The sequence below is a fragment of the Luteibacter sp. genome, assembly GCF_036499525.1.
Classification (GTDB): domain Bacteria; phylum Pseudomonadota; class Gammaproteobacteria; order Xanthomonadales; family Rhodanobacteraceae; genus Luteibacter.
Map to the genome: position 1 here is coordinate 35,395 of NZ_DASYDO010000025.1, position 19,786 is coordinate 55,180.

At 66.5% G+C, this 19,786-nt stretch carries 21 protein-coding genes; 14 read left to right on the forward strand and 7 right to left on the reverse strand.

Translation table 11 applies throughout. The features are described from left to right. Nucleotides 1-37 precede the first annotated feature (37 nt). From folK to tsaD, 4 genes are all read right to left on the reverse strand, one after another. Nucleotides 38-580, reverse strand: a complete 543-nt coding sequence (gene folK / locus VGM71_RS05030) for a 2-amino-4-hydroxy-6-hydroxymethyldihydropteridine diphosphokinase (protein WP_414675090.1) — start codon at nucleotides 578-580, stop codon at nucleotides 38-40. 1 nt (nucleotide 581) lies between these two features. Beyond that, a complete protein-coding gene (locus tag VGM71_RS05035; RefSeq protein WP_331542725.1) occupies nucleotides 582-1,847 on the reverse strand; it encodes a mechanosensitive ion channel family protein in 1,266 nt (421 codons plus the stop codon). Then, nucleotides 1,844-2,203, reverse strand: a complete 360-nt coding sequence (gene folB / locus VGM71_RS05040; RefSeq protein ID WP_331542726.1) for a dihydroneopterin aldolase — start codon at nucleotides 2,201-2,203, stop codon at nucleotides 1,844-1,846. The genes VGM71_RS05035 and folB overlap by 4 nt, the downstream gene beginning before the upstream one ends. Before the next feature lie 66 nt (nucleotides 2,204-2,269). Then, entirely contained in the window at nucleotides 2,270-3,310 is a 1,041-nt protein-coding gene (gene tsaD / locus VGM71_RS05045) for a tRNA (adenosine(37)-N6)-threonylcarbamoyltransferase complex transferase subunit TsaD (RefSeq protein ID WP_331542751.1), read from the reverse strand. Nucleotides 3,311-3,375: 65 nt separating this feature from the next. Between tsaD and rpsU the strand changes: the two genes are divergently transcribed. From rpsU to VGM71_RS05070, 5 genes are all read left to right on the forward strand, one after another. Then, nucleotides 3,376-3,591, forward strand: coding sequence for a 30S ribosomal protein S21 (gene rpsU / locus VGM71_RS05050; RefSeq protein WP_029213735.1), 216 nt, complete (start codon nucleotides 3,376-3,378; stop codon nucleotides 3,589-3,591). A gap of 133 nt (nucleotides 3,592-3,724) precedes the next feature. Next, nucleotides 3,725-4,168 (forward strand): GatB/YqeY domain-containing protein, encoded by a 444-nt coding sequence (locus VGM71_RS05055; protein ID WP_331542727.1) that lies wholly within the window; start codon nucleotides 3,725-3,727, stop codon nucleotides 4,166-4,168. A gap of 98 nt (nucleotides 4,169-4,266) precedes the next feature. Further along, the gene (locus VGM71_RS05060) at nucleotides 4,267-4,440 is read left to right on the forward strand and encodes a DUF1328 domain-containing protein (RefSeq protein WP_331542728.1); all 174 of its coding nucleotides are present in this window, start codon (nucleotides 4,267-4,269) and stop codon (nucleotides 4,438-4,440) included. Between the two features lie 51 nt (nucleotides 4,441-4,491). Continuing rightward, nucleotides 4,492-6,234: a DNA primase gene (dnaG, locus tag VGM71_RS05065; protein ID WP_331542729.1), complete on the forward strand. Its 1,743-nt coding sequence runs from the start codon at nucleotides 4,492-4,494 to the stop codon at nucleotides 6,232-6,234. A gap of 91 nt (nucleotides 6,235-6,325) precedes the next feature. After that, complete coding sequence (locus tag VGM71_RS05070; RefSeq protein WP_331542730.1) at nucleotides 6,326-6,940, forward strand: DedA family protein; 615 nt, start codon at nucleotides 6,326-6,328, stop codon at nucleotides 6,938-6,940. Nucleotides 6,941-6,964: 24 nt separating this feature from the next. Here the strand turns inward: VGM71_RS05070 and VGM71_RS05075 are convergent, their stop codons facing one another. Continuing rightward, entirely contained in the window at nucleotides 6,965-7,951 is a 987-nt protein-coding gene (locus tag VGM71_RS05075) for a LysR substrate-binding domain-containing protein (protein WP_331542731.1), read from the reverse strand. Between VGM71_RS05075 and VGM71_RS05080 the strand changes: the two genes are divergently transcribed. Genes VGM71_RS05080 through dgoD form a run of 8 tightly spaced genes read left to right on the forward strand, consistent with a single transcriptional unit; the run spans nucleotide 7,944 to nucleotide 15,961 of the window. Next, nucleotides 7,944-8,942, forward strand: coding sequence for a 2-dehydro-3-deoxygalactonokinase (locus VGM71_RS05080; protein WP_331542732.1), 999 nt, complete (start codon nucleotides 7,944-7,946; stop codon nucleotides 8,940-8,942). The two genes, VGM71_RS05075 and VGM71_RS05080, sit on opposite strands and share 8 nt — an antisense overlap. Nucleotides 8,943-8,970: 28 nt before the next feature. Next, the gene (locus tag VGM71_RS05085; RefSeq protein WP_331542733.1) at nucleotides 8,971-9,963 is read left to right on the forward strand and encodes an arabinose ABC transporter substrate-binding protein; all 993 of its coding nucleotides are present in this window, start codon (nucleotides 8,971-8,973) and stop codon (nucleotides 9,961-9,963) included. A gap of 2 nt (nucleotides 9,964-9,965) precedes the next feature. Next, on the forward strand, nucleotides 9,966-11,492 hold the full coding sequence (gene araG, locus VGM71_RS05090; RefSeq protein ID WP_331542734.1) for an L-arabinose ABC transporter ATP-binding protein AraG: 1,527 nt from the start codon (nucleotides 9,966-9,968) through the stop codon (nucleotides 11,490-11,492). A 3-nt stretch (nucleotides 11,493-11,495) separates the two neighbouring features. Further along, on the forward strand, nucleotides 11,496-12,497 hold the full coding sequence (gene araH / locus VGM71_RS05095; RefSeq protein WP_331542735.1) for an L-arabinose ABC transporter permease AraH: 1,002 nt from the start codon (nucleotides 11,496-11,498) through the stop codon (nucleotides 12,495-12,497). Next, nucleotides 12,497-13,390 carry an SMP-30/gluconolactonase/LRE family protein gene (locus VGM71_RS05100; protein ID WP_331542736.1) on the forward strand — a complete coding sequence of 298 codons (894 nt, stop codon included), beginning with the start codon at nucleotides 12,497-12,499 and terminating at the stop codon, nucleotides 13,388-13,390. The genes araH and VGM71_RS05100 overlap by 1 nt, the downstream gene beginning before the upstream one ends. After that, nucleotides 13,387-14,190 (forward strand): SDR family oxidoreductase, encoded by an 804-nt coding sequence (locus tag VGM71_RS05105; RefSeq protein WP_331542737.1) that lies wholly within the window; start codon nucleotides 13,387-13,389, stop codon nucleotides 14,188-14,190. The genes VGM71_RS05100 and VGM71_RS05105 overlap by 4 nt, the downstream gene beginning before the upstream one ends. Before the next feature lie 5 nt (nucleotides 14,191-14,195). Further along, entirely contained in the window at nucleotides 14,196-14,807 is a 612-nt protein-coding gene (locus tag VGM71_RS05110; RefSeq protein ID WP_331542738.1) for a 2-dehydro-3-deoxy-6-phosphogalactonate aldolase, read from the forward strand. Between the two features lie 2 nt (nucleotides 14,808-14,809). Beyond that, a complete protein-coding gene (gene dgoD / locus VGM71_RS05115; protein ID WP_331542739.1) occupies nucleotides 14,810-15,961 on the forward strand; it encodes a galactonate dehydratase in 1,152 nt (383 codons plus the stop codon). A 134-nt stretch (nucleotides 15,962-16,095) separates the two neighbouring features. On the opposite strand, the gene VGM71_RS05120 is transcribed toward dgoD, so the two are convergent. Together VGM71_RS05120 and VGM71_RS05125 are read right to left on the reverse strand one after the other, a co-directional pair. Then, complete coding sequence (locus VGM71_RS05120; RefSeq protein WP_331542740.1) at nucleotides 16,096-16,644, reverse strand: pseudouridine synthase; 549 nt, start codon at nucleotides 16,642-16,644, stop codon at nucleotides 16,096-16,098. A 1-nt stretch (nucleotide 16,645) separates the two neighbouring features. Beyond that, nucleotides 16,646-17,500 (reverse strand): methyltransferase, encoded by an 855-nt coding sequence (locus VGM71_RS05125; RefSeq protein WP_331542741.1) that lies wholly within the window; start codon nucleotides 17,498-17,500, stop codon nucleotides 16,646-16,648. A 114-nt stretch (nucleotides 17,501-17,614) separates the two neighbouring features. Here VGM71_RS05125 and VGM71_RS05130 point away from each other — a divergent pair, with 114 nt between their 5' ends. Next, nucleotides 17,615-19,726, forward strand: a complete 2,112-nt coding sequence (locus VGM71_RS05130) for a TonB-dependent receptor (protein ID WP_331542742.1) — start codon at nucleotides 17,615-17,617, stop codon at nucleotides 19,724-19,726. Nucleotides 19,727-19,786: the final 60 nt, after the last annotated feature.

Below are 19,786 nucleotides of genomic sequence, written 5' to 3' on the forward strand. Positions count from 1 at the left end.
GCGACATGTTTTGAGGCGGTGCCTTGGAGTTGGCGCGCTAACGTCGTGACTGGGGCGAAGAACTGTCGCGCGCAGGGCGCGCTCCTACGACCAGCGAGCACGGCTCGTCCACGGCGAGCGGTTCGCTTTCCGCCGGGAACGCCGCCCAGAGCTCAGCCATCGTGTGGCCGCTGACGGGATGGCGCAGGCCGGGCGCGATATCCGCCATCGGCTTCAGCACGAAGGCGTGGCGCAGTTCGCCGCGAGGGATCTGGAGATGGCCCTCGCCACTCAGCACAAGGTCGTCGTAGAGGACGATGTCGACGTCCAGCGTACGGCTGGCGAAGCGCTCGCCGCCGCGAATGCGGCCGTGGCGATCTTCCAGTGCGTGCAGCCAGTCGTTGAGCGCCTCTGGTGCCAGGTCGCTGTCCAGGCCCACGGCGAGATTGAGGAAATCCGGACCATCGAAACCCACGGCCGCGCTGCGATACACCGGCGACACGTCCAGCGCACCGAAACGGACGCGCAGTTCGGCCACGGCGAGGCCGAGCCATCGCCCGGCGTCGATATTGGAGCCCAGGCTAAGGTAAGCGCGACCCACGTCAGGCATCTGCCGCGACGGCATGACGCAGCCCGGCGACTACCTCGCGCACGTCGCCGCCCGACGGCTGCTGGAACGGACGCAGCCCGAACTCGGGAAGGATCGCGATGAGGTGGTCGAAGATGTCGGCCTGGATGCGCTCGTAGTCGAGCCAGGCCACCGTATTCGTGAAGCAATAGACTTCCAGCGGAATACCCTGCGCCCCGGGATCGCGCATGCGGACCATGCGGGTCATCCGCTCGTGCACGTCGGGGTGGGCCATGAGGTACGCCTCCGCATAAGCGCGGAACGCGCCGATATTGGTCTGCCGACGCCGGTTCACCGCCAACTTGCCGGGCTCGCCCAGCGCTTCGTTCCAACGCCGGATGTCCTCGCGCTTGCGTTCGAGATAAGCCTTCAGGAGATGCACGCGTCCGAACCGTTCGATCTCTTCCTCTTCCAGGAAACGCACGCACGCCGCGTCCACGAACAGTTCCCGCTTGATCCGGCGCCCGCCGGATTCGGCCATGCCGCGCCAGTTCTGGAACGATTCCGAAATCAGCTTCCAGGTCGGCACCGTGACGATCGTGCGGTCGAAATTGCGCACCTTCACCGTATGCAGCGTGATGTCGATGACGTCGCCGTCGACACCCGCGGACGACATGGTGATCCAGTCGCCGACGTGCAGCATGTCGTTGGTACTCAGCTGGATGCCGGCCACGAAGCCGAGGATGGTGTCCTTGAAGACCAGCAGCAGCACCGCCGACATGGCGCCGATGCCCGAGAGCAGCAGTCCGATGCTCTGGTGCGTGAGCTTGGTGATCACCAGCACCAGCGCGACGATCCACAGCGCCATCTGCAGCAGCTGTACGACACCCTTGATCGAACGCTTGCCCGCGGGCGTGGCGCTGTACAGCGATTCGAACGCTAGCAGCGCACGGCCCATCGCCGAGATCACGCAGACGATGATCCAGCACACGGCGAGGTTGCGCACGAAGGCGCCCATGCCATCGTCGACCGGCAGCAGGAGTTCGATGCCGTAGTACACGACGATGCCGGGAAGCATCCGCGCGAGCCAGCGGAAGCTCCCGAATTCATAGAGCGCATCGTCCCAGCGCCATTGCGTGTGCCGGGTGGCCGCACGCACCACGCGATGCAGGAACAGGCGGCCTAGCAGGTCAACAAGCCAGGCCATGACGACCAGCCCTGCGACGAGTACCCATCGTCGCAGCACCGGCGATGGGACGACTTCGTCGAAAAGGGCCTGGATATGCTGCGGCTCGATCATGCCGGCCGCGTGCCGCGTTCGATGCGCACGCCCACCGCGCGGGCGCCACGAACGGCTCCGGGCTTGGAGAGCTTCAGCCGCACCCAGGCCACGCCGAACTCCTCGCGCACGATGTCCGCGCAGCGCTCGGCAAGCGTCTCGACGAGGCCGAAGCTGGAGCCTTCCACGTACGCCTGGAGACGCTTGGAGATCGACTTGTAATTGAGCGTGTCGGCGATGTCGTCGCTGGCAGCCGGGCGGCGGTTGTCGAACGCCATTTCGAGGTCGAACGACAGCGTCTGCCGGATCCGGCGTTCCCAGTCGTAGATGCCGATGACCGCGTCGATGCGCAGGTCTTCGATGAAGACGATGTCCATGGAGGTATGGCGGTGGAGAGGGGTTACAGGGTCGACGACGAAAGACGATTGCGCAAGCGGCCCCCATCAGGCCGCCGGCAGGGTCTCGAGGTTCCAGCGTGGGAACACCTGGATGGTTTCGTCCTGGTGCTGGCCCGAGGCCAGGCGGATGGCGCCGGCAAGGGCGATCATCGCGCCGTTGTCGGTGCAGAACGCCAGGCGAGGGAAGTAGACCCGGAAGCCTCCGGCCGCGCCCGCCTGCGCCAGTTGTTCGCGCAGACGCTTGTTCGCGCCCACGCCCCCGGCGATCACCAGCCGCTTCGCCCCGGTGGCGTCCAGCGCGCGACGGCACTTGATCGCCAGGGTGTCGACGATGGCCTCCTCGAAACCACGCGCTATGTCGGCCCGGGTCTGCTCGCTCTTGTCCGAGGCCTGCCACGCCAACAGCACCTGGGTTTTCAGCCCGGAAAAGCTGAAATCCAGCCCGGGGCGGCCGACCATCGGACGGGAGAAGCGGAAGCGGCCCGGCGTACCCTGCTCGGCCAGTTTCGCCAGCGCCGGGCCGCCCGGATAGGGAAGGCCCATGAGCTTGGCGGTCTTGTCGAAGGCCTCGCCCGCGGCGTCGTCCAGAGTGTCGCCAAGGACCCGGTACTGACCGATGGCCTTGACCTCCACCAGCATCGAGTGCCCGCCCGACACGAGCAGCGCCACGAAGGGCGGCTCAGGGGGATCGTCTTCGAGCAGCGGCGCCAGCAGGTGGCCTTCCATGTGGTGCACGCCGATGGCCGGGACACCCAGGGCCCACGCCATGGCCCGCGCCGCGGACGCGCCTACCAGCAATGCGCCGACCAGCCCCGGGCCCGCCGTATAGGCCACGCCACCGAGGTCGGCCGTGGTCATGCCGGCAGCCTTCAGGGTTTCCCTGACCAGGGGCAGCAGCTTGCGCACGTGGTCGCGACTGGCCAATTCGGGCACCACGCCGCCGTACTCGGCGTGCAGGGCGATCTGGCTGAAAAGCGCATGGGACAGCAGACCGCGGCCGGGCTGGTCAGGATCCCAGCGCAGCAGGGCCACACCCGTCTCGTCACAGGACGTTTCCACGCCCAAAACGGGCTTTGAATTTCTCATCTCGATCACGTTATAATCCACGGCTCACCCGGATTCACGGGTCAGTTTAAACAAGTGGAGTTTCCATGCCGAGCGTTAAAGTCCGCGAGAACGAGCCGTTTGAGCTTGCCCTTCGCCGCTTCAAGCGTACGTGCGAGAAGGCTGGCGTGCTGGCCGAAACGCGCAAGCGCGAATTTTACGAAAAGCCGACCCAGGAGCGTAAGCGCAAGCGCGCCGCTGCTGTGAAGCGCCATCTGCGCCGTCTGTCCCGCGACACGACGCGCCGGACCCGCATGTACTGATTCACCATCCGGCCTCATGGCCGGCATGGTAGCGCGGCTGGCGCGTTCGCGCAGCCACCGCGATCAGGCGGAAATCCCGAGCCGGCTTTGCCAAAAGGCGAAGCCGGCTTTTCGTCGTCCCGGAGAAAAAAGCATGAGCCTCAAGGCAAAGATCACCGAAGACATGAAGGCCGCCATGAAGGGCGGGGAGAAGGGCCGCCTGGGCGTGATCCGCCTGGTCCAGGCCCAGATCAAGCAGCGCGAGGTCGATGAACGGATCGAGCTGGACGACGCCCAGGTGCTGGCCGTGCTCGAGAAGATGCAGAAGCAGCGCCGCGACTCCATCGAGCAGTACGACAAGGCCGGCCGCACGGACCTGGCCGACATCGAGCGCTACGAAATGGGCGTCATCGACGGCTACCTGCCGGCCAAGCTTGGCGAGGCCGAACTGGCCGCCATCATCGACTCGGCCATCATCGAGTCCGGCGCCACCACGGCCCGCGACATGGGCAAGGTGGTCGCGCTGGTGAAGGAAAAGGCCGCCGGCCGCGCCGACATGGCCGCCGTGGCGGGCAAGGTGAAGGCCAAGCTGAGCTGAGCTTCCGTGTAGGAGCGCGCAGGGCGCGCTCCTACAACGCTTCACGGCTCTCCGACACCCTGCCCAGCATCCTCCCCCGCGCCCAAGGAGGAATACCCATGCTCAAGTACGCCATCATCTTCGGCCTGATCGCCCTGGTCACCGGCGCGCTCGGCTTCAGCCGGGTATCCGGCGTGGCCGCCACCATCGCCAAGGTCTGCTTCGCCATCTTCCTGATCCTGTTCGTGATCGCGATCCTGGCCGTGATCGGCGTCTTCAAGATGGCCTTCTGACGACCTCCCGGACTCCTTACGGAAGCGGATGCATGGCATCCTAGGGGACTGATGCGTGGCCGAATTCCCGACAACTTCATCGATGAACTGCTGACCCGCGTCGACATCGTCGACGTGATCGAGCGGCGCGTGCCGTTGAAGAAGGCCGGCCGTGAATGGACGGCATGCTGCCCCTTCCATAACGAACGCTCGCCATCGTTCTACGTGAGCCCGCAGAAACAGTTCTTCCACTGCTTCGGCTGCGGTGCCCACGGCAGCGCCATCAAGTTCATCATGGACTACGACCGGCTGGAGTTTCCCGACGCCATCGAGGAACTGGCGCAATCGGCCGGCATGAAGGTGCCGTACGAGGGCGGCCGCGACGACAAGCCGCGCGAGGATCGCAGCGACCTCTACAGTCTCCTCGACGACGCCGCCTCCTTCTACCAGCGTGAGTTGGGCACCAGCCCCGAGGCCAGCGCCTATATCGACCACCGCGGCCTCGACGACGAGATCGTGAAGCGCTTCCGCATCGGCTGGGCGCCCGCCGGCTTCGACGGGGTGATGAAGGCGCTCGGCACGAGCGACCGCCGGCGCCAGCTGCTCAACGAAGCCGGTATGGTCGCCAGCAATGAGCGCGGCAACCGCTACGACCGGTTCCGCGAACGGGTGATGTTTCCCATCCTCGACCGGCGCGGCCGCGTCATCGCGTTCGGCGGCCGTGTGCTCTCGCCGGAACAGAGCCCCAAGTACCTCAACTCGCCCGAAACAGCCTTGTTCCACAAGGGCCGGGAACTGTTCGCCCTGTGGCAGGTGAAGCAGGCCCACCAGCACCTCACCCGGATCATGGTGGTGGAGGGCTACATGGACGTCATCGCGCTGCACCAGGCAGGGCTGCCGATCGCCGTGGCCACGCTGGGCACCGCGACCACGCCTGAGCATGCGGAGGTGCTGTTCCGGGCCGCACCCGACGTGTATTTCTGCTTCGACGGCGATCGTGCCGGCCGCCAGGCCGCATGGCGCGCACTGGAATCGATCGTTCCGCGCATGCGCGACGGCCGCCAGGCGCACTTCCTGTTCCTGCCCGACGGCGAGGATCCGGACACGCTGGTGCGCAAGGAAGGCAAGGACGGCTTCGAACAGCGCATGAAAGACGCCATGCCAATGTCCGAATACTTCTTCGAGGAACTCGGACGCGACGTCGACACCAGCCGGATCGACGGCAAGGCACGCCTGGCCGAGCGCGCCCGGCCCCTCATCGCCAAGCTGCCCGACGGCGCCTTCCGCGACCTCATGGCCCAGGAACTGCAGCGCCGTACCGGTGCGCGGGCCGTGCTGGACGCCGAGCCTGAGCCGGCACGCAGGGCGCCCGCCCGTCCCGCCAACGTGCAGCGCAGCCTCGTGCGCAGCGCCATCACCCTCCTCCTGGCCCAGCCTGCACTGGCCGACGACGTCGAGCCGCCCTATCCCTTCCTGCGCCTGGACCGGCCGGGCGTGGGCCTGCTCGCGGAGCTGATCGACGTGGCCAGGGCCCGCCCGGGGATCAATCCGGCGGTGCTCGTTGAGCATTTCCTTGATCGGCCCGAGTACACCTCGCTGCAGAAGCTGATGCAGGCCGAGGTGATCGGCGAAGCGGAGATGCAGCGCGTGGAGTTCCTTGACGCCCTGGCCCAGATGCAGCGCCAGGTGACGATGCAGCGCCGTGAATTCCTCATCGCCCGCAGCCGTGAGGGCGTGCTCGACGACACCGAGAAGGCGGAGCTTCGCGTGCTGCTCGCGGCCCGCGCCGCACCTGCCCCGGCGGAGGGCGAATGATGCGCCACACCGCGTTCATAACGCGATCCATGGGATCATCCCGCCTTCGTGCATCCAAAGGACCGGCCAAGCCCGGAATCGTGCGCCACTGATGGACCTGCTCAACGACCTCGTCGATTTCTTCGGAAGGAATGGCTATCTCGCCGTCTTCTTCGCGCTGATGCTCTGTGGTGCCGGCATTCCCCTGCCCGAGGACATCAGCCTGGTCGCTGGCGGCATCATCACCGGCCTGGGTTATGGCGACGTGCACACCATGGTCGGCGTCGGCATGGCCGGCGTGCTGGTGGGCGATTCCACGATGTTCCTGCTCGGCCGCCACTTCGGCGGGCGGATCATGAGCTGGCGCCTCGTCGCGCGGTTGCTCACCCCCGAGCGCTACGCCAAGGTGCAGGAGAAGTTCGAGCGCTACGGGAACCGCATGATGTTCGTGGCGCGCTTCCTGCCTGGCATGCGCACCGCCGTTTTCATCACCGCCGGCGCCACCCATCGGGTGGGCTTCTTCCGCTTCCTGCTCCTCGACGGCCTCGCCGCCGCCATCAGCGTGCCGATCTGGGTCTACCTGGGTTACTTCGGCGCGCACAACCACGAGTGGCTGGCGATGTGGATCCACCGCGGACAGACCGGCGTGTGGCTGGCCATCGTTGCCGCCGTCGCGGCGTTGGGGTTCATCTGGTGGCGCAAGCGGAAGACGGCCAGGGACTGCTGAACGGAAGTCGCCGGGCCAGCGACTCTACCCCGCACTACCTAGTTCGGCGGAAAGCCAGGCCTTGAACCATCCCGTCTCCTCCCGCGACTCCGCCTCGCGCGACACCGCCAGGTAATACGTGTGCTGCAACGGCACCTCCAGGCGGAACGGCTCGGCGAGGCGGCCAGCGGCGAGGTCGTAGGCCACCAGCAGCTCCTGCGCCAGGGCCACGCCCTGACCCTCGATCGCCGCCTGCAACATCATCGTGCCGTCGCCGAAGCCCATTTCGCGGGACACGGGGCCCGGGGCGACGCCCGCGCGCTCGAACCACTGGTCCCAGCCGATGGCTGGCGCGGCTCGGCGCCCGGGGCGTTCGTGCAGGAGCATCTGCGTCGGCAGGTCCTCCGGGCCACGCAATTGACCGGCGAGACCAGGCGCGCAAACGGGGGTGTACCGGCTGACGGCAAGGATCGACTGCTCCATCCCCTCGCCCAACCGGTCGTCCACGGCCAGATCCCAGCCACCACCCTCCCCACCGTCGGTAACCACCTCGACGGCGATGTCCGGGTGCTTCGCAAAAAAGCGGAAGAGCCGCGGCACCAGCCATTTCGTACCGAAAGTGGGCGGCACGGAGACCCGCAATGAGGCGCTTCGCTGGCCCCGCACCTGGTCGGTGGCTTGCTGCAGTGCACGAAAAGCGTCCCGGATGCGGGGAAAATAGTTCTCTCCCGCTGCCGTCAATCTCAGTCGATTGTTGCGACGCACAAACAACGGCGTACCCAGGTAGGTTTCCAGCAGTTTGACCTGAGCGCTCACCGCGGCGGGGGTCAGCGACAATTCTTCAGCGGCCTTAGTGAAGCTGGAATGCTGCGCTGCAAGCTCGAACACGCGCACGGCGTTGAGGGGTAGCGAGCGCTTCATGGCAAGGTCATCAAGAAAAATTTGGGGAAGGCACGAAGAAATTCTAGTTTGCCTGTCCCGGGCGGCCACGCCAAGAATCCGGGCGACCTTGAGCGGATCCTCGATGAACACCCTTACCATCGACACCGGCACCACCAATACCCGCGTCAGCGTATGGCAGGACGGCAGCGTCATCGGCCAGGCGGCACGGCAGGTCGGCGTGCGCGACACGGCGATCACCGGCAGCAAGGCCCGGCTCGAGGAAGGTGTGCGCGAAACGATCGCCGACGCCCTCGCCGCGGCGAACCTGGACGAGGCCGACATCGGCCTTGCCCTGGCCTCCGGCATGATCACCTCGAACATGGGCCTCTGCGAGATTCCGCACGTGGTGGCCGCCGTCGGCATCGACGACCTCGCCGGGGCCATGCGCGAAAGCCACCTGCCCCATGTCTGGCGGGACCCGATCTGGTTCGTGCCCGGCGTCCGCAACGCCGTCGAGCACATCGGCCTGCACAACTGCGAGGCCATGGACATGATGCGCGGCGAGGAGGTGGAGTCCTTCGCGCTGGTCGAGCGCCTCGGCCTCCACGAACCCACCGTCATCGTGCTGCCCGGGTCGCATTCCAAGTTCGTGAGCATCGACGCCGCGCGCCGCATCGAGGGTTGCGTCACCACGCTCGCGGGCGAACTGCTGCACGTGATCTCGCACGACACGATTCTTGCCAGTTCGCTGAAGGAAGGTTTTGCCCAGCGCATCGACGCCGAGATGCTGCTCGCGGGCGCCGCGTCGGCGAACAGGATCGGCCTCGGACGCGCATGTTTCAGCGTGCGCATCCTGGACCAGTTCGCGGTATACGACGCCAATGCGCGCGCGAACTTCCTGCTGGGCGCCGTGCTCGGCTCCGACCTTCTTACCCTCAAGAATTCCAGCGCGATCCGGATGAGCCCGGGCACGCGCTTCGTCGTCAGCGGCAAGCCGATCCTGCGCGAGGCGATCGCCAGGCTGGTGGAAGGCGACGACTTCTTTTCCGGCACCGTCACGGTGCTGGGCGACGACGAGCAACGCGACCTCGCAGGTTACGGCGCCATCGCCGTCGCCCGCCGTCGCGGGCTGGCCGGGTAATGACCATGCGTTTCACGAGGAGCAGCAGATGAAGATCAAGATCGCCCCTGGACTCAAGGCACTCGCGCTGGCGCTGACTCTTTCGGCCTGTTCCCATGGGCCGGGCGACGAGCAGGTGAAGATCGGCTTCGTGGTGAAGCAGCCGGAAGAACCCTGGTTCCAGGACGAATGGAGGTACGCCGAGCAGGCGGCGAAGGAGAAGGGCTTCACCCTGGTGAAGATCGGCGCGCCCGACGGCGGCCAGGTGCTCACCACCATCGACAACCTGAAGGCGCAGCACGCGCAGGGTTTCGTGATCTGCACGCCGGACGTGAAGCTGGGTCCCTCCATCGTCGCCAAGGCGAAGGCCGATGGCCTGAAGCTGATGACCGTGGACGACCGTCTGGTCGACGGTGCCGGCAACCCTATCGACTCCGTGCCGCATATGGGTATCTCGGCCTCGAAGATCGGTGAGCAGGTCGGTCAGGCCATCGCTGACGAGATGAAGGCGCGCGGTTGGAAGCCGGAGGAGACCGGTGCGCTGCGCATTTCCTACGACCAGCTGCCCACGGCACGCGATCGCACGAACGGCGCCGTCACCACGCTGACCGCGGCAGGCTTCCCGGCGGCCAACATCGTCAACGCCCCCCAGGCCAAGACCGATACCGAAAACGCGTTCAACGCCGCGAACATCGCGATCACTCAGCACCCGAATTACAAGCACTGGGTGGCGTTCGGCCTGAACGACGAAGCCGTGCTCGGCGCCGTGCGCGCCGCTGAGGGTCGTGGCTTCAACGCGGACAACGTCATCGGCGTCGGCATCGGCGGCAGCAAGTCCGCACTCAACGAGTTCTCCAAGGCGCAATCCACCGGCTTCTTCGGCAGCATGCTCATCAGCCCGAGACGCCATGGTTACGAAACCTCGGTGAACATGTACGAGTGGATCAAGAACGACAAGGCGCCGCCGCCGCTCACCCTCACGACCGGCAAGCTGATCACGCGTGCCAACGCGGACGAAATCCGCAAGGAAATGGGGCTTTGACCATGGCCGGAGCGCCGCGCCTCGAGTTCCGCCACATCGGGAAGACGTTTCCCGGCGTACGGGCACTCGGCGACGTCGGCTTCCAGGTGCGTGCGGGCAGCGTGCACGGCCTGCTCGGCGAGAACGGCGCGGGCAAGTCCACGATGATGAAGATTCTCGGCGGGGAGTACATCCCCGACGAGGGCGAAGTGGCCATCGACGGCCAGGTCATGCATTTCCGCCAGGCGGCGGACGCCATCGAGGCCGGCGTGGCGGTGATCCACCAGGAACTCCAGTACGTGCCGGAGCTCTCAGTGATGGAGAACCTCCTGCTCGGCCGCCTGCCCACCCGCTTCGGCCTCGTCGATCGGCGCCGCGCCCTGGCCTGGACGCGCGAACGCCTGGATGCGCTGGGTGTCGACCTGGATCCGCGCGCGAAGCTCAAGCAGCTCTCGATCGGCCAGCGACAGATGGTGGAGATCGTGAAGGCGATCCTGCGCGACGCGAAGATCCTCGCGCTCGACGAACCCACAAGTTCGCTCTCGCACCGCGAAACCGACGTACTGTTCCGCCTCGTGCGCGACCTGCGCGCGCAGGGCAAGGCGATGATCTACATCTCGCACCGCATGGACGAGATCTTCGAACTCTGCGACGCGGCGACGATCTTCCGCGACGGCCGCAAGGTGGCCGACTTCGACACGCTCGATGGCGTCACGCGCGACACGCTGGTGCAGCGCATGGTCGGCCGCGAGATCAGCGATATCTTCGGGTACCGCCCGCGCGAGCAGGGCGAGGTACGCCTTTCCGTGAAGGACGTGACAGGCCGTGCCTTGCCGGTACCGATGAGTTTCGACGTGCGCGCGGGCGAGATCGTCGGGTTTTTCGGCCTCGTCGGTGCCGGACGTTCCGAAATCATGCGTGTCGTTTACGGTGCCGATCGCCGCACCGCCGGCGAGGTGAGCGTGGACGGACGGCCGATCAAGCCATCGCACATCCGCGATGCCATCCGCCACGGCCTCGTGCTTTGTCCCGAGGACCGCAAAGAGGAAGGCATCATCGGCGTGCGTTCGGTGTCGGAGAACATCAACATCAGCGCGCGGCGCAACCATCTCACCGCCGGCCTGTTCGTGAACGACCGCATCGAGGCAAGCACGGCGGACAGCTATATCGAGCGCCTGCGCATCCGCACGCCGCATCGTCGCCAGGAGATCCGCCTGCTCTCCGGCGGCAACCAGCAGAAGGCCGTGCTCTCGCGCTGGCTGGCCGAGAAGGACCTGCGCGTGCTGATCGTGGACGAACCCACGCGTGGCATCGACGTCGGGGCGAAGAACGAGATCTACAACGTGCTGTACGAACTCGCCGCGCGCGGCGTGGCCGTGGTAATGGTCTCCAGCGAACTTCCCGAAGTGCTCGGCGTTTCCGATCGCGTGGTCACCATGTGCCACGGCCGCATCACCGCTCAGTTCGACCGCGCCTCGGCCAACGAGGAAAACGTCCTCGCCGCCGCCCTGCCCGAAAGCGCGGGAACCACCCTTCCAAGGAATGCCTGACCCATGACCGAGCCCAACGCCGCCGCCATCGCCGCGACTCGCGAGACGCCCGAGGCTCGCCGTCGCGCCCTGCTCTGGCAGCTTGTCGACGACTACAGCCTGATCGGCATCTTCATCGTGCTGTTCGCCGTGCTCAGCATGACGGTGCAGTACTTCTTCTCGTGGGACAACGTGGTCGGCCTCGCCCTGTCGGTATCGCAGATCGGCATGGTCTCCTGCACCATGATGTTCTGCCTGGCTTCGCGCGACTTCGACCTTTCCGTGGGCTCCACCGTGGCCTTCGCCGGCGTGTTCTGCGCCATCGTGTCCAATGCCACGGGCAGCGTGACGGTGGGCATCGCCTCCGCCATCGTGGCCGGCGCGCTGGTGGGCTTCGTGAACGGCGTGGTGATCGCCAAGCTGAAGATCAACGCGCTGATCACGACACTGGCGACCATGGAAATCGTGCGGGGCCTTGCCTTCATCGCCTCACACGGGCAGGCGGTGGGCGTCAGCAGCGAAGCCTTCTTCACCCTCGGCAGCTCGCAGGTGCTCGGCCTGCCGGTGCCGGTCTGGGTCACCCTCGCCTGCTTCATCGTCTTCGGCGTGCTGCTCAACAAGACGATCTATGGCCGCAACACCCTCGCCATCGGCGGCAACCCCGACGCTGCCCGCCTCGCAGGTGTCGCCGTCGACCGGGTGCGCATCGCCATCTTCCTCATCCAGGGGCTGGTCGCCGCACTCGCCGGCATCATCCTCGCCTCGCGCATGACCAGCGGCCAGCCGAACGCGGGCGAGGGCTTCGAACTCAACGTGATCTCGGCCTGCGTGCTGGGCGGCGTGTCGCTCATGGGGGGCCGCGCGACGATCAGCGGCGTGGTCGTTGGTGTCCTCATCATGGGGACCGTGCAGAATGCGATGAGCCTCATGAACATCGACGCCTTCTACCAGTACCTCGTGCGCGGCGCGATCCTCCTGGTCGCCGTGCTCGTCGACCAGCTCAAGAACCGCAGGCAATCCCGCTGATGACCGACATCTTCCAGCCGATTTCCCCACAGCGGCAGGCCCATGCCGAAGGCGTGATCTGGGACGACCTGGCGAACCTGGTCCGCTGGACCGACATCGCCACGTCGCGCCTGCACGCATACGATCCGGCCACGGGCGCCTTGTCCGAAGCCGAGCTCCCGGCGCGCCTGTGCTGTTTCGCGCTCACCCATGTGCCTGGCGTGCTGCTGCTGGCGCTGGAAAAGCAGCTGGCCCGCTACGATACCCGCGACGGCACCTTGCACGTCCTCGACGATATCGAGCCGGACCTCATTGGCATGCGCGCGAACGACGGCCGCTGCGACCGCGGCGGAAACTTCATTTTCGGCACGCTCAACGAGCGCGGGCCGGAGAAGATCGCCTCGTTCTGGCGCTACACCCATGACGGAAAGCTCGGCCGCCTCGCCTTGCCGAAGGCGGCGATCACCAACAGCATCTGCTTCAGCCCGGACGGTGGCACGATGTATTTCGCCGACTCGCCCACGGCGCAGATCATGGCGTGCGATTACGACGCCGCGAGCGGCGAGGTGGACCGCATCCGCGTCTTCGCCGAACTGCCCCCTGGAAGGGAACCGGATGGCTCCACGGTCGACGCCGAGGGTTTCCTGTGGAACACCCAGTGGGGCGGCTCGCGCGTGATCCGCTACGCGCCCGACGGCAGCTTCGATGCCGTGATCGACCTGCCCGCGCGGCAGCCGAGTTGCGTGAGCTTCGCCGGCCCGGCGCTCGACCGGATGGTGATCACATCGGCTCACGTCGGTCTCTCCTCTGCGATCCTGGAAGACGAGCCCGCCAACGGCGCCATCTTCATCGGCAAGCCGCCGCGCGGCCTGGGCTTGCCGGAAGCCCGCTACGGCCATGGAGTGAAGGCATGAGCCAGCGACCCGATCCACGCACCACGCCCCTGCCCCGGCTGGCCGGCAAGGTGGCCATCGTCACCGGGGCGGCCCAGGGTATCGGCGCCGCTATCGCCCGCCTGTTCGCCGCGCACGGGGCGAAGATCGTGCTCAACGTGCTCGAGGACAACGCCCAGGCGCGCACGACCCTGGCCGGACTCGATACCGACCAGGCCATGCTCTTCGAGGCCGACGTCACGCGTCCCGACGCCATCCAGCGCATGGTCGCCGCCGCGACCGACCGCTTCGGCGCGCCGGACGTGCTGGTGAACAATGCCGGCATCAACGTCTTCAACGATCCGCTGGCACTGAGCGACGAGGAATGGACACGCTGCTTCGAGGTCGACCTCAAGGGCGCCTGGAACTGCGCGAAGGCGGTCCTGCCCGGCATGCTTGAACTCGGGCGCGGCAGCATCGTCAACATCGCCTCCGTGCACGGGCACAAGATCATTCCGCACTGCTTCCCGTATCCGGTCGCCAAGCACGGCCTGATCGGGCTGACCAAGGCGCTGGGCATCGAGTACGCCGCACACGGCATCCGGGTGAACTCGATCTCGCCGGGCCTCGTGCTCACCGCCATCGCGGAGGCCGGCTTCGCCGCCGCGCCGGACCCCGACGCCGAGCGGCGCAAGCAGACCGAGATCCTCCCGAACAAGCGCATCGGCGAACCCGAAGAGATCGCATACACCGCGCTCTTCCTCGCGTCCGACGAGGCCCGCTACATCAACGCCGCCGACATCTGCATCGATGGCGGCCGTTCCCAGCTCTACCACGAGTGAACGACATGGCCTGGCCCACCGCCCTACCGCTCATCGCGATCCTTCGCGGCATCACGCCGGACGAGATCGTCGCCCACGTCGAGGCGCTGCTCGAGGCAGGCTTCGATGCCATCGAGGTACCGCTCAATTCGCCGGACTGGCAGCGCAGCATCCCGCTGGCGCTCGGCGCCGCCGGCGACCGCGCGCTGGTCGGAGCGGGCACCGTGCTCACGCCCGAGGCCGTTGACGCCGTGGCTGACCTCGGCGGTCACCTGCTGGTCACGCCGAACACCGATCCCGCGGTGATCCGCCGGGGTCGCGAGCGCGGCATGTACACCTCCATCGGCTTCACCACGCCCAGCGAGGCCTTTACGGCGCTCGCGGCGGGCGCGCAGTCGCTGAAGTTGTTCCCGGCGTCGCAATGGGGACCGGGCTACGTGAAGGCCATCCGGGCCGTCCTGCCGCCCGATGTTCCCCTGCTTGCGGTCGGCGGCGTCACGCCGGAGAACATCGGTCACTTTCTCGACGCCGGCTGCATCGGTGCGGGGCTGGGCGGCGACCTGTATAAAGCGGGACAGTCCGTATCGCGCACGCAAGAGCGTGCGCAGGCCTTCGTCAAAGCCTATCGCTCGGTATAAGCATGAAGATTACCCGCATCACCACCTATCGCGTCCCGCCACGCTGGATGTTCCTCAAGATGGAAACCGACGAAGGCATCGTCGGCTGGGGCGAGCCCGTGATCGAGGGGCGCGCACGCACCGTCGAGGCCGCGGTGCATGAATTGTCCGAGTACGTGATCGGCAAGGATCCCTCGCGCATCAACGACCTCTGGCAGACGATGTACCGCGGCGGCTTCTACCGCGGTGGTGCCGTGTTCATGAGCGCGATCGCCGGCATCGACCAGGCGTTATGGGACATCAAGGGCAAGCTGCTGGGTGCCCCCGTGTTCGAATTGCTCGGCGGCCGTGTGCGCGACCGCATGAAGACATACTGCTGGGTCGGTGGCGATCGTCCCGCCGACATCATCGCGCAGATCCGCGAACGCCTCGCGCATGGCTTCGACACGTTCAAGATGAACGGCTGCGAAGAGTTGGGCATGATCGCCTCGAGCAAGGCGGTGGACGATGCCGTGGCGCGCGTCGCCGAGATCCGCGAAGCCTTCGGCAACACCATCGAGTTCGGGCTGGACTTCCATGGACGCGTCTCGGCGCCCATGGCGAAGGTGCTGGTGAAGGAACTGGAGCCGTTCCGGCCGCTCTTCATCGAGGAACCGGTGCTGGCGGAACAGGCGGAGTATTACCCGCGCATCGCCGCGCAGACGTCTATTCCACTGGCGGCCGGCGAGCGCATGTATTCGCGCTTCGAGTTCAAGCACGTGCTCGAGCGTGGCGGCATCGCCATCATCCAGCCCGACCTCTCGCACGCCGGCGGCATCACCGAATGCGTGCGGATCGCCGCGATGGCCGAGGCGTATGACGTGGCCTTCGCGCCGCACTGCCCCCTGGGTCCGATCGCGCTCGCCTCGTGCCTCCACGTGGACTTCATCAGCTGGAATGCCACGCTGCAGGAGCAGAGCATGGGCATCCACTACAACCGCGGCGGCGAAGTGCTGGATTACGTGCTGAACAAGGAAGCGCTCGCGCTGGACGAGGGTGGCTACGCGAAGCCGTTCACCGGGCCGGGCCTCGGCATCGAGGTGAACGAGGAACTGGTGATCGAGCGCAGCCGCGAGCCCGTCGACTGGCGGAATCCGCTGTGGCGGCATCCGGATGGCTCGGTCGCGGAGTGGTAGGTCGCCCAGCGACCAGCACTCCGTAGGAGCGCGCCTTGCGCGCGACAGCTTTTGAGGCCGTGTCTTCGAGCTCGCGCGCAAGTTTACAGACCGGGGCGAAAAGATGTCGCCCGCAGGGCGCGCTCCTACATTAGCTATCGGGCGGGTCGAGGATCGATGACTCGCAACTGGCCTGGTTCCAGTCCATCCAGCTCATAACCACCCACCGCCTCACGAATCAGCCGGAGCGTGGGTAACCCCACCGCGGCAGTCATCCGTCGCACCTGCCGGTTACGCCCTTCCCGCAACACGATCCGCAACCACGCATCCGGCACCGTCTTCCGAAAGCGCACCGGCGGATCGCGCGGCCATAGCCACTCGGGTGCGTCGATGGCCTCGACGCCGGCAGGGAGGGTCGGGCCGTCCTTCAGCACGACGCCGCGGCGCAGGCGCTCGAGGGCATCATCCGAGGGGATGCCCTCGACTTGCACCACATACGTCTTCGGCTGCTTGTGCTTCGGATCGGCGAGGCGATGCTGCAGCCCGCCGTCGTCGGTAAGCAGCAGCAATCCCTCGCTGTCCTGGTCCAGGCGGCCTGCCGCGTAAACGTCCTTCTGCGGAACGAAGTCGGCCAGTGTGCGCCGGCCGGCCTCGTCGGTGAACTGGCATAGCACGCCAAACGGTTTGTTCAGCGCGACCAGCACCTTACTTCGCGGTTTTGGGCTTTACGAAACGCAAGGTCATGCGGTCGGACTCACCGATCGCCGCATACGTCGCCTTGTCCTTCTCGCCCAGTTCGTACGTCGGCGGCAGGGTCCACACGCCCTTGGGATGGTCGTGGTTGTCCTTCGGGTTGGCGTTGATCTCGCTCTGCCCGTCGAGCTTGAAGCCCGCGTCGGTCGCCAGCTTGATGACGTAATCGGTCGGCAGGTAGCCGGTGTTCACGACCTCGTCGAGCTTCTTGCCCTTGTCCGCGCGATGGTCTTCCACACCGAGCACGCCGCCTGGCTTGAGCACCTTGAAGAACGCCTTGAACATGGCGTCTGCGCTGCCGCCGGCTGCCCAGTTGTGCACGTTGCGGAAGGTCAGGACCATGTCCGCGGAACCGTCGGGGCCGAGGTTCGGGGCCTTGTCGTTGAATTCGACCAGTTTCGCGTTGCCGAAGTGCGCCTTGTCGAAGCCAAACCGCTTCGTCAGCGCGGCGGCGCTCTTCGAGTCCGGGGGCACCGCGCCGACGTAGTGACCGTTGTCATGGAGGAATGGCGCGAGAATCTCCGTAAACCAGCCGCCGGACGGCCAGATCTCGATCACGGTCATGTCCGGACGAATGCCGAAGAAGGTCAGCATCTGCTCCGGGTGGCGGTACGGGTCGCGCGCCTTGTTCTTCTCCGAACGCCAGCTTCCGTCGACTGCGGCCTTCAACTGGTTCGAAGCCACCTGCCCGGCGCTGGCTGGCGGCGTGGCCTGGGCCGGTTGATCGGCCTGGTATGCCTGGGCGCCAAAGGAGGCGGCGAGGCCGACCATATTGGCGATGATGAATTTCTTCGTGAACTTCTTCATGGCGGCACCGCTACCTCTCAGGGGGATGGGCGGAAAGGCTAGCATGCGCTATTGAGATAACGCATACACTTCTTTACGCATCATGACCGCCCCACTTCCCCGGGAACCCAGCACATGTCCCTGCCCCACCTTCGTCCCCTGGCGGGCGGTATCTTGCTTGCGCTGTGCGGCATGGCCGCCGCACAGGATGTCCGGCTTGCCCCGGTCGTCGTGACCGCGACGCGCAGCGCGCAGTCTCCCTACGACATCCCCGCCGCCATCGACGTGGCCGCCACGCCGCCCGACGGGTCGCTCGATGTGAATCTGTCCGAGCGGGTGCAGGCCATCCCGGGCATCGTGGCGCGCGACCGGCAGAACTACGCCCAGGACACCCAGGTATCGATCCGTGGCTTCGGCGCGCGCTCCACCTTCGGCATCCGTGGCGTGCGGCTCTATACCGATGGTATCCCGGCCAGCATGCCTGACGGCCAGGGCCAGGTGTCGCACTTCAACCTCGACTCGGCCGACCGCGTGGAAGTCCTGCGCGGACCGTTCTCTGCGCTCTATGGCAACGCCTCGGGTGGCGTGGTGCAGCTGTTCACCGCTGACGGCACCGATCCCGCGGAACTCCGCTTCGGCGTCGCGGGGGGCAGCAACGGCAACTTTCGCAGTTCGGTGAATGCGCGCGGGGTGGACGGTCCCGTCGATTACAACGTCGATTTCACCCACTTCCGCACCAGCGGTTATCGCGACCACAGCGCGGCGCGGCGCGAATCGGGCAACGCGAAGATCGGCTGGAAGATCGACGACGATAAAAAGCTCACCGTGGTGGTGAATACCCTCGACGTACCGGACGCGCAGGACCCCCTCGGCCTCACCCGCGAGCAGTACAAGGCCGATCCGCGCCAGGTGGCGACGGCCGCGGACACGTTCAACACACGCAAGTCGGCGGACCAGCAGCAGGCGGGGCTCATCTACGACCAGCGCATCGACGCGGCCAACAGCCTGCGCGTGATGGGTTATTACGGCCAGCGCGGCGTGACGCAATACCTTTCGATTCCCATCGCCACCCAGCTCTCGCAGCCGGGCAACTCCGGCGGCGTGGTGGACCTGGACAACGAGTACGGTGGCGGCGACGCGCGCTGGACATGGCACGACACGCTCGCGGGGCGGCCGTTCGAACTGGCCGCCGGCGTGGCCTACGACAACCAGGAACAGCATCGGCAGGGCTACGAGAACTTCGTGGGCGACACGCTCGGCGTGCGTGGCGCGAAGCGCCGCGACGAGATCGATCGCGTGTTCGACTTCGACCAGTACGCACAGGCCACCTGGCGCGTGGCCGACGACTGGACCCTGATGGGCGGTGCCCGGCACAGCGACGTGCGCTTCCGTTCCACCGACCGTTACATGGCGGCCGGCAACCCCGACGACAGCGGCACGGTGAAGTACTCGGCGACCACGCCGGTGTTCGGCGTGCTCTGGCGCGCGGCCTCGTGGATGCACGTGTACGCGAACTGGGGACGAGGCTTCGAAACGCCGACCTTCTCGGAACTGGGCTACCGCGCCGACCGTGGCCCCGGCCTCGCCTTCGACCTCAAGCCCTCGCATTCGCACAACGCGGAGCTTGGCCTCAAGCTGCGCCCGACCGACAGCATGGAGGCGGGCCTCGCCGTGTTTCGCGCGGACAGCGACGACGAACTTGCCGTGGCGACGAACCTCGGCGGACGCACGACCTACCAGAACATCGCGCGCTCGCGCCGCCAGGGCATCGAGGCGTCGTTCAAGGACGAGCTGGCGAGGAACCTGCGATTCGTCGCTTCGTACACGCATCTGCAGGCAAGTTTCCGCACGCCCTTCCTCACCTGCGTATCGGCGGGGTGCCCCGCGCCGGACACACCGGTGCAGGCCGGCACGCACATCCCGGGCGTTCCTCGTTCCACTGGATATGCCGCATTGAACTACGGCGACGCGCGTGGATGGCAGGCGGGCCTGGACATGAACGCCATGGGCACCACCTCGGTCAACGACCTCGGTACCGAATCCGCGCCCGGTTATGCGCTGTTCGGGTTATCGGGCGGGTACGTGTTCGACGAAGGCCCGTGGCGGGTGAATACCTTCGCGCGCGTGGACAATCTTGCCGACCGGCATGTGATCGGGTCGGTGATCGTCAACGACGGGAATGGCCGGTATTACGAACCTGCACCGGGGCGGAGTTTCCTCGTGGGCGTGGACGTCCGCTGGCGTTGACGTAGGAGCGCGCCTTGCGCGCGACATCTTTTGGGGCCTAGAGCAACAGGGCCTGTTGCT

Bases quoted from the DNA above. Each gene is read 5' to 3' on its own strand.
- VGM71_RS05035 (WP_331542725.1), bottom strand. From the start codon at position 1,847: ATGATCGAGCCGCAGCATATCCAGGCCCTTTTCGACGAAGTCGTCCCA.
- folB (WP_331542726.1), bottom strand. From the start codon at position 2,203: ATGGACATCGTCTTCATCGAAGACCTGCGCATCGACGCGGTCATCGGC.
- tsaD (WP_331542751.1), bottom strand. From the start codon at position 3,310: ATGAGAAATTCAAAGCCCGTTTTGGGCGTGGAAACGTCCTGTGACGAG.
- rpsU (WP_029213735.1), top strand. From the start codon at position 3,376: ATGCCGAGCGTTAAAGTCCGCGAGAACGAGCCGTTTGAGCTTGCCCTT.
- VGM71_RS05055 (WP_331542727.1), top strand. From the start codon at position 3,725: ATGAGCCTCAAGGCAAAGATCACCGAAGACATGAAGGCCGCCATGAAG.
- VGM71_RS05060 (WP_331542728.1), top strand. From the start codon at position 4,267: ATGCTCAAGTACGCCATCATCTTCGGCCTGATCGCCCTGGTCACCGGC.
- dnaG (WP_331542729.1), top strand. From the start codon at position 4,492: ATGCGTGGCCGAATTCCCGACAACTTCATCGATGAACTGCTGACCCGC.
- VGM71_RS05070 (WP_331542730.1), top strand. From the start codon at position 6,326: ATGGACCTGCTCAACGACCTCGTCGATTTCTTCGGAAGGAATGGCTAT.
- VGM71_RS05080 (WP_331542732.1), top strand. From the start codon at position 7,944: ATGAACACCCTTACCATCGACACCGGCACCACCAATACCCGCGTCAGC.
- VGM71_RS05085 (WP_331542733.1), top strand. From the start codon at position 8,971: ATGAAGATCAAGATCGCCCCTGGACTCAAGGCACTCGCGCTGGCGCTG.
- araG (WP_331542734.1), top strand. From the start codon at position 9,966: ATGGCCGGAGCGCCGCGCCTCGAGTTCCGCCACATCGGGAAGACGTTT.
- araH (WP_331542735.1), top strand. From the start codon at position 11,496: ATGACCGAGCCCAACGCCGCCGCCATCGCCGCGACTCGCGAGACGCCC.
- VGM71_RS05100 (WP_331542736.1), top strand. From the start codon at position 12,497: ATGACCGACATCTTCCAGCCGATTTCCCCACAGCGGCAGGCCCATGCC.
- VGM71_RS05105 (WP_331542737.1), top strand. From the start codon at position 13,387: ATGAGCCAGCGACCCGATCCACGCACCACGCCCCTGCCCCGGCTGGCC.
- VGM71_RS05110 (WP_331542738.1), top strand. From the start codon at position 14,196: ATGGCCTGGCCCACCGCCCTACCGCTCATCGCGATCCTTCGCGGCATC.
- dgoD (WP_331542739.1), top strand. From the start codon at position 14,810: ATGAAGATTACCCGCATCACCACCTATCGCGTCCCGCCACGCTGGATG.
- VGM71_RS05125 (WP_331542741.1), bottom strand. From the start codon at position 17,500: ATGAAGAAGTTCACGAAGAAATTCATCATCGCCAATATGGTCGGCCTC.
- VGM71_RS05130 (WP_331542742.1), top strand. From the start codon at position 17,615: ATGTCCCTGCCCCACCTTCGTCCCCTGGCGGGCGGTATCTTGCTTGCG.